The organism is Streptomyces sp. AMJ-169, from assembly GCF_055597585.1.
Genome location: NZ_JBVLTJ010000034.1, coordinates 1 through 9,930, shown reverse-complemented (window position 1 = coordinate 9,930; position 9,930 = coordinate 1). Strand labels below are relative to the sequence as shown.

1 protein-coding gene is annotated in these 9,930 nt (G+C 70.8%); it reads right to left on the bottom strand.

All coding sequences use genetic code 11. The features are described from left to right. The coding region (locus tag ACYUD3_RS38435; protein ID WP_470981136.1) for an SDR family NAD(P)-dependent oxidoreductase at positions 1-9,930 on the bottom strand (9,930 nt) is incomplete at both ends.

The window sequence follows — 9,930 nt, the reverse complement described above, 5'->3', positions numbered from 1 at the left end:
AACGCGGCGGCGTGCAGGGCGGCGTCGAACAACGCCGGATGGATTCCGAACTCGCCCGCGCGCTCGGCCGCCTCGTCGGGCAGCCGCACCTCGGCGAAGAGTTCCTCGCCCCGCCGCCACGCCGCCCGCAGCCCCTGGAACGACGGCCCGTATCCGTAGCCTGTCGCGGCCAAGTCCTCGTAGAACCCGTCCATCTCCACCGGTTCCGCTCCCGCCGGCGGCCACGCCGCTTCCTGCCACACCGGCGCGGGAACCCCTGACACGGTCAGCGTTCCACCGGCGTGCCGTGTCCAGCCCGCCTCCGCTGCTGCCTCGGGCCGGGAGTACACACTCACCGCACGACGGCCCTCCTCCGTCGGCGCCTCGAGCACCACCTGGACCTGCACGGCCCCGCGCTCGGGCAGCACCAACGACCGCTCCAGCGTCAGATCCTCCAGGACGCCACACCCCACCTCGTCACCGGCCCGCACCAGCATCTCCACCAACGCGGTGCCGGCCAGCAACACCACACCCCGCACCGCATGGTCGGCCAGCCAGTCGTGCGAGGTGAGGGACAGGCGGCTGGTGAACACGACACCCTCACCACCGGCCCACTCCACCGCCGCACCCAGCAACGGGTGGCTCAGCGACGTCAGTCCCATACCCCGCGCGTCTCCGGCCACGGCCCGGGGGCGGGGCCAGTACCGCTCACGCTGGAAGGCATACGTCGGCAGATCGACCACCGAACCCTGGCCCACGATCGCCGGCCAGTCCACCCGGACGCCGCTGGTGTGGAGAGTGGACAGGGCGGTCAGGGCGGTGTGGACCTCGGGGCGGTCCCGGCGCTGGGTGGCGAGGAAGAGCCCGTCCACCGCGCTTGATCCCAGACCCGTCAGCACGCCGTCGGGACCGACCTCCACGAAATGTGTCACGCCCTCAGCGCTCAGTTTGGTCAGCATGTCGGCGAAACGGACCGGCTCGCGCACCTGCCGCACCCAGTACTCCGCACTGCACGCCTGCTCAGCCGTCAGCGTCATCCCCACCGACGGGGAGCTGAACTCCACCTGCCCCAGCGCCTCGGCGAACGGCTCAAGCATGGGGTCCATCAGGGGTGAGTGGAACGCATGGCTGACGCGGAGGCGCCGCACCCTCCGGCCCCGGCCACGCCAGAGCTCACCCATCGCCTCGACCACCCCGGCCTCGCCGGAAAGCACCACGGAACGGGCCGCGTTGACCGCCCCGACCGCAGCCCGCTCACCCCAGCCGTCAACCTCGCCCGCCGCCGAGGCGATCTCGTCCTCGCTCGCCTCCACGGCCAGCATGACCCCCTCAGCCGGCAGGGTCTGCATCAGCCTCGCCCGTGCCGCCACCACCCGGCACGCATCCGGCAACGACCAAACCCCCGCCACATACGCCGCCGCCAGCTCACCGATCGAATGCCCCACCACGAAGTCCGGTACCACACCCCACGACGACAGCAGCCGGAACAGGGCCACCTCGAACGCGAACAACGCCGGCTGCGCCCACCCTGTCTCCGTCAACCGGCCCTCGTCCCCACCGAACACGACTTCCCGGAGCGACCCCGGGAGCAGACCCTCAAACCCCGCACACACCTCCTCAAAAGCCTCCGCGAACACCGGGAACTCCCCAGCAAGCTCACGCCCCATCCCCAACCGCTGCGCACCCTGACCCGTGAACAAAAACGCCGTCCGCCCACTCAGACCAGCAACCCCCGACACCACACCGATATTTGGCTCCCCGGCCGCCAACCCGGCCAGCCCGGCGATCAGCTCGTCCCGGCCCGCGCCCAGAACCACCGCCCGATGCCCCAGACTCGCCCGGGTAGACACCAGCGCCGCACCCACACTCACCGGGTCCAGTCCCGGATCCGTTTCCACGTGTGCCGCAAGCCGCCGTGCCTGTTCCCGCAACGCCGACTCCGACCTGGCCGACAGCACCCACGGCACCACCGACGGAGCAACAGCATCCGCATCAGGGGCCGGTTCAAGCTCGGGGACCTGTTCCAGGATGAGGTGGGCGTTGGTGCCGCTGATCCCGAACGAGGACACCCCGGCCCGCCACGGCCGGTCGACCACCGGCCATGACCGCTGCTCCGTCAGCAACTCCACCGCGCCCGCCGACCAGTCCACCTCCGTGCTCGGCTGGTCCACGTGCAAGGTGCGCGGCAACACACCCTGTTGCATCGCCAGCACCATCTTCATCACACCGGCGACACCGGCGGCGGCCTGCGTATGACCGATGTTGGACTTCAGCGACCCCAGCCACAGCGGACGATCCGCCGGCCGATCCTGCCCATACGTCGCCAACAACGCCTGGGCCTCGATCGGATCCCCCAGCCGAGTGCCTGTGCCGTGCGCCTCCACCACATCCACCTCAGCAGCGGACACACCAGCACTGGCCAGCGCCTGCCGGATCACCCGCTGCTGCGACGGACCGTTCGGCGCGGTCAACCCGTTCGACGCACCGTCCTGATTGATCGCCGAACCCCGCACCACCGCCAGCACCCGGTGACCGTTGCGCCGGGCGTCCGACAACCGCTCCACCACCAACAACCCCACGCCTTCCGCGAGCCCGACCCCGTCAGCGGTCGTGGAGAACGCCTTGCAGCGGCCATCGCCCGCCAGCCCGCCCTGAACGGCGAACCCAGCAAAGACTCCTGATGTGGCCAGCACCGTCACACCGCCGGCAAGTGCTATCGAGCACTCGCCGGACCGCAGTGCCTGGGCCGCGAGATGCAGCGCCACCAACGACGACGAACACGCCGTGTCCACCGTCACCGCAGGCCCTTCCAACCCCAACGTGTAAGCGATCCGGCCCGACAGCACGCTGCCCGCGCCACCGGTCAGCACATAGCCGTCGGCGTCACCCGAGGCACCCCCGACAGCGTCGTAGCCGGAAATTGCCCCGCCCACGAACACTCCGGTCTTGCTGCCCCGCAACACGTCAGGGTCGATGCCCGCCCGTTCCAGCGCCTCCCACGACGTCTCCAGCAACAACCGCTGCTGCGGATCCATCGCCAACGCCTCACGCGGCGAGATACCGAAGAACCCCGCGTCGAACCCCGCCACATCCTCGACGAACCCGCCCATCTGAGTGAAACCGTCACCGGTCAGATCCCAGCCGCGTTGGGTCGGGAACTCCGAGATGGCGTCGACGCCGCCCGTGAGCAGGGACCACAACTGTTCCGGCGACGACACTCCACCGGGGAACCGGCAGCCCATCCCGACGATGGCGATCGGCTCGTCCACCGCCGCCGTGGTCACCGGCGTCACCGACACGGCCTCGACCGTGTCGGTCAGCCGCTGCCGGAGGTAAGTGGCCAGCCGCGAAGAGGTCGGGTGGTCGAACGCCAGCGTCGCGGGCAGCCGCAGCCCTGTCGCCGTCGCCAGCCGGTTGCGCAACTCCACCGTCGTCAGCGAATCGAAGCCCATGTCGCGGAAGGCCTTCTCAGGCTCGATGTCCTGTGCGGAGGCATGCCCGAGAACCGGGGCCACGTGACCGCGCACCAGATCGAGAAGCAGCCGCTGCTGGTCGGCGGTGGTCAGGGCGGTCAGCCGCTGGGCCAGGCCGGAGCCGTCCTGGTCGCCGGTGCGGGCGACCCGCCGGGCCGGTCCGCCGGCCACCAGGCCCCGCAACAGCGGCGGCACCGGCCCGGACCCGCCACGCCGCGACAACTCCAGCCCGACCGGGGCCAGGTGCGCTTCCGGGCGCCGGCAGGCCAGATCGAACAACGCCAACGCTTCCGCCGCCGGCATGGCACGCACCCCGGCCCGGTCGAACCGGACGCGGTCGGTGTGCCCCAGACGCCCGAGCATGCCGTCGGCGTCGGCCCACAAGCCCCAGGCCAGCGACATGACGGGCTCGCCGTAGGCGGCACGCTGTTGAGCTATCGCGTCCAGCACGGAGTTCGCCGCCGCGTACCCCGCCACTCCAGCCCCACCGAACACACCCGCCACAGACGAGAAGAGGACGAAGGCGGCGAGGTCCAGTCCGGCGGTCGCCTCGTGCAGGTACCACGCCGCGTCCGCCTTCGGCCGCATCACGGCATCGACACGCTCCGGTGTCAACGACGTGACCGTCCCGTCGTCCAGCACGGCCGCCGCGTGGATCACGGCGGTGAGGGGGTGCTGCGGCGGCACTCCGGCGATCAGTTCGGCTACGGCGTTCCGGTCCGACACGTCACACGCCACCACCCGCGCCTCGGCGCCCAACCCGGCCAGTTCCTCGACCAGTTCCTGCGCCCCCGGCGCGGCCGGCCCCTGCCGGGACACCAGCGTCAGATGCCGCATCCCGTGCCGGTCGACCAGGTGCCGTGCCAGCAGGCCGCCCAGTCCGCCGGTCCCGCCGGTGATCAGCACCGTGCGGTCGGGGTCCAGCGGCTGCGGCAGGGTCAGTACGATCTTGCCCACCTGCCGGGCCTGCGCCATGTATCGGAAGGCGTCACGCGCCTGCCGCACGTCCCATGTCCGGGTGGGCAGCGGGGACAGCACACCGGCCTCGAACCACTCCGCCAGCTCGGCCAGCATGCCCCCCATCGCATCCGGACCGAAGTCGGCCAGGTCTATCGCCTGGTAACTGACTCCGACCGTGTCAGCGTCACGGATGTCGGTCTTCCCCAGCTCGACGAACCGGCCGCCGTCCCGCAGAACCCCCAGCGACGCATCCACGAACTCGCCCGCCAGGCTGTTCAGCACCACATCCATCCCCGCGAACCGGCCGGCGAACTCCAGCGTCCGCGACGACGCGATGTGATCCCGCGCCACCCCCAGCCCGCACACCACGTCCTGCTTGCCCGGGCCGGCGGTCGCGAAGACCTCCGCCCCCCACAGCCTGGCCAGCTGCACCGCGGCCATCCCCACCCCACCGGCCGCCGCGTGCACCAGCACCCGCTGCCCCGCCTCCAGCCGGCCTGTTTCCCGCAACCCGTACAACGCCGTCAGGAACACCACCGGCGTCCCCGCCGCCTGCGCGAACGACCAGCCCTCCGGAATCCGCACCACCAGGCGGGCATCGGCTACCACCACCGGGCCGAACCCACCGACCGCCATACCCATCACACGGTCCCCGACCGCCACACCCGACACACCCGGCCCCGTCTCCAGCACCACACCGGCGACCTCCGCACCGAGCGCAGGCGCCGCGCCGGGATACATGCCCAGCACGTTCAGCACGTCCCGGAAGTTCAGCCCCGCAGCACGCACCGAGATCCGGACCTGCCCGGCCTCCAACGGCGCCTCGGCCTCGGGAGACGGAACCAGCACCAGATCGTCCACACTGCCCCGGCCAACCACATCCAGCCGCCACGTCTCCGCCGGCGCAGCCAGAACCTCGCGGGTGCGCGCCGGCATCAACCGGGGCTGATAGACCTGCCCGGCCCGCACCGCCAGTTCGAACTCACCCTCGTCATCGGGCGTCCCGCCCAGCACGGTGGGCAGGCACTGCCACGACTCGGCGGCACCGTCCACGTCGACCAGACCGAACCGGCCCGGGTGCTCCGACCTCGCCGACCGCACCAACCCCTGCACCCCAGCCCCGGCCACGTCCTCCACCCGGTCAGCCGTCCCCACCGACACCGCGTTCCGGGTCACCACCACCAACCGTGCGTCACCACGCTCCTCACCGGCCAGCCACTCCTGCACCATGTCCAGCACCCGGCACACCTCAGAACGCGCCGCCGCAGCCACATCAGCGTCACTCGCGTCCGCTCCGGCTCCCGCAGGCACCAGAACCAGGCCCTTGTCCGGGCATTCCGACAGTTCCGGATGCCAGGGAACCCCCAGGACCGCCGCCAGATCCTGACCGCCGACGCCCGCCACCACACACGACGAACCCTCGGTCCTGGCCTGGGCGGCGGGCTTGAGGAGCCAGTCCACGCTGAACAGGTTGTCCTGGCCAGACTCAGGTGAACTCAGCTGGCCTTCCGGCGCCGGTCGTACCACCAACGAGTCCACCGACAGCACCGGGGCGCCCGTGTCGTCAGCCGCGTCCAGGCAGAGGGTGTTGTCCCCCGTCACCGACAGCCGCACCCGCAACGACCTCGCGCCCGACGCGTACAACGACACCCCGCCCCAGGCGAACGGGAGCCCGCCCTCGCCGCGTGCGGGCAGGAACGCGGCGGCTTGCAGGGCTGCGTCGAACAACGCCGGATGGATACCGAACTCGCCCGCCCCCTCGGCCACCTCCCCGGGCAGCCGCACTTCGGCGAAGACCTCCTCACCTCGCCGCCACACCCCTCGCAGCCCCTGGAACGACGGCCCGTATCCGTAGCCTGCCGCGGCCAGGTCCTCGTAGAACCCGTCCACCAACACCGGTTCCGCTCCCGCCGGCGGCCACGCCGCTTCCTGCCACACCGGCGCGGGAACCCCTGACGCGGTCAGCGTTCCGCCGGCGTGCCGTGTCCAGCCCGCCTCCCCGGCTGCTTCCTCGGGCCGGGAGTACACGCTCACCGCGCGACGGCCCTCCTCCGCCGGTGCCTCGAGCACCACCTGGACCTGCACGGCCCCGCGCTCGGGCAGCACCAACGGCCGCTCCAACGCCAAGTCCTCCAGGACGCCACACCCCACCTCGTCACCGGCCCGCACCACCATCTCCACGAACGCAGTGCCGGCCAGCAACACCACCCCCCGTGCCGTGTGGTCGGCCAGCCAAGCGTGCGAGGCCAGGGACAGTCGGCTAGTGAAGACCACGCCCTCGCCACCGGCCAGTTCCACCGCCGCCCCCAGCAAGGGGTGGCCCAGCGACATCAACCCGGCGCCCCGCACATCCCCGGCCACGGCCCGGGGGCGCGGCCAGTACTGCTGGTGCTGGAAGGCATACGTCGGCAGATCAACCGCCGCGTCCCGGCCCACGATCGCGGACCAGTCCACCCGGACACCACGGGTATGCAGAGTGGACAGGGCGGTCAAGAGTTGCTCGGGTTCGTTCTCGCCACGGCGCAGGGTCCCGGTCACGACTGCGGTGGGGTGGGACTCGTACAGGGTGTCTTCCAGGCTGGGAGTCAGCACCAGATGCGGACTGACCTCTACGAACACCCCGTGGCCGGCCTCGGCCAGTGCCCGGGTGGTGTCGGCCAGCCGTACCGTCTCCCGTAGGTTGCGGTACCAGTAGCCGGCGTCCAGCTTCCGGGTGTCGGTCAGTTCGCCGGTCACGGTGGAGTAGAACGCGACCGTGCCCTCCACCGGGGTGATCCCGGCCAGGGCCTCGACCAGCTCCGTCTCGATCTCCTCGACCTGCGGGGAATGCGACGCGTAGTCCACCTCGACCCGACGAGCCCGGAAGTCCTCCGTCTTCCCCGCCTCGACCAGCTCCGCCACCGCCTCCGCATCACCGGACACCACCACCGACGACGGCCCATTCACCGCCGCGACCGACAACCGCCCCACCCACCGCGCGATCAACGACTCCACCCCGGCCAGCGGCAGCCCCACCGACACCATCCCGCCCTGCCCGGACAGTGACCAGGCGAGGAGCTGGCTGCGGACCGCGACGATCCTGGCCGCATCCGCCAGCGACAGCCCGCCCGCCACGCACGCCGCCGCGATCTCCCCCTGCGAATGCCCCATCACAGCGGCCGGTGTCACCCCCAGCGAACGCCACACCTCCGCCAGCGACACCATCACCGCCCACAACACCGGCTGCACCACATCGACGCGCTCCAGCGCCGCCTGGTCCCCCAATGCCTCCAGCAAGTCCCACTCCACGAACGGGGCCAACGCCTCGGCGCATTCACGCATCCGCTCCGCGAACACCGGGGAGGACTCCAGCAGTCCCCGCGCCATACCCACCCACTGCGAACCCTGACCAGGGAACACAAACACCACAGCGCTCTGGCCGGCCACTCCGGTCACCACTCCAGCGCTCGGCTCTCCGTCCGCCAGCCCGGCCAGCCCGGCTATCAACTCGTCCCGGCCCACGCCTAGGACCACCGCCCGGTGCTCCAGACTCGCCCGGGTGGATACGAGAGCCGCGCCCACACTCACCGGGTCCAGTCCCGGATCGGCCTCTACGTGTGCCGCGAGACGCCGCGCCTGATCCCGCAACGCCGACTCCGACCTCGCCGACAACACCCACGGCACCACCACCGGAGCAGTCACAGGCCCAGGCTCCGCATCGGACACCGGGGCCTGTTCGAGGATCACGTGGGCGTTGGTGCCACTGATCCCGAACGAGGACACCCCAGCCCGCCACGGCCGATCGACCACCGGCCACGACCGCTGCTCCGTCAGCAACTCCACCGCGCCGGCTGACCAGTCCACCTCAGGCGTCGGCTCATCCACATGCAAGGTCCGCGGCAGTTGCCCCCGTTGCATCGCCAGCACCATCTTGATCACACCCGCGACACCAGCAGCCGCCAGCGTGTGACCGATGTTGGACTTGACCGATCCGAGCCACAGCGGACGATCCGCCGGACGGTCCTGCCCGTACGTCGCCAACAGCGCCTGGGCCTCGATCGGGTCACCCAGCCGGGTCCCCGTGCCGTGCGCCTCCACGACATCCACCTCAGCAGCGGACACACCCGCACTGGCCAGTGCCTGCCGGATCACCCGCTGCTGCGACGGACCATTCGGCGCCGACAACCCGTTCGACGCACCATCCTGGTTGATCGCCGAACCCCGCACCACCGCCAGCACCCGATGCCCATTGCGCCGGGCGTCCGACAACCGCTCCACCACCAACAGCCCGGCACCCTCACCCCACCCAGTGCCGTCGGCCGCCCCAGCGAAGGACTTGCAGCGACCGTCCCCCGCCAGCCCGCCCTGAACCGCGAACTCGGCAAAGATCCCCGGTGTGGACATCACCGCCACACCACCGGCCAGCGCCAGATCACACTCTCCCGACCGCAACGCCTGGGCCGCCCAATGCAACGCGACCAGCGACGACGAACACGCCGTGTCCACCGTGACCGCAGGCCCTTCCAACCCCAACGTGTAAGCGATCCGGCCCGATAGCACGCTGCCCGCGCCACCGGTCAGCAGATAGCCTTCGGCGTCACCTGAAGCGCCCCCCACCGTCTCGTATCCCGAGCCTGTCCCGCCCACGAACACCCCGGTCTTGCTGCCCTTCAACGCGTCCGGATCGATCCCCGCCCGTTCCAGCGCCTCCCACGCCGTCTCCAACAACAACCGCTGCTGCGGATCCATCGCCAACGCCTCACGCGGCGAAATACCGAAGAACCCCGCGTCGAACCCCGCCACATCCTCGACGAACCCACCCACCCGGGCGAAACCATCACCCGTCAGATCCCAACCGCGTTGCGTCGGGAACTCCGAGATGGCATCGACACCGCCCGCGAGCAGAGACCACAACTGCTCAGGGCTCTCCACCCCACCGGGGAACCGGCAGCCCATCCCTACGATGGCGATCGGCTCGTCCACCGCCAGCGCGGTCACCGGCGTCACTGACACGGCTTCGACCGCACCCAGCAGCTCCGAACGAAGGTGGTCGGCCAGCACAGCGGGGGTCGGGTAGTCGAAGACAAGGCTCGCGGGCAGCACAAGGCCGGTGGTCAAGGCGAGTTTGTTCCGCAACTCCACCGCAGTCAGCGAATCGAAACCGGCATCGCGGAAGGCCCGTCCGGGCGGGAGGGCATCGGCGTTGTCGAAACCGAGGGTGACAGCCGCTTCTCGCCGGACCAGGTCCAGCAACACCCGCGCACGTTCCTCCTCCCCCATGCCGGCCAGCCTGCTCCGCAACACCGACTCACCAGCCGGCTGCGGCCGGGTGAGTGCCTTGCGTGCTTCGGGGATACCGGTGAGGAGGGGGCTCGGGCGCTCGACGGTGAAGCTGGGCGCGAACCGTTCCCAGTCCGTGTCTGTCACGGTGAGAGTGACCGAGCCGTCGCTCACCGCCCGCTCCAGAGCCGCCATCGCCAGCTCCGGGGCCATCGGCAGCACACCACGCCGCCGGTACCCCTCAACGAACCCGCCACCA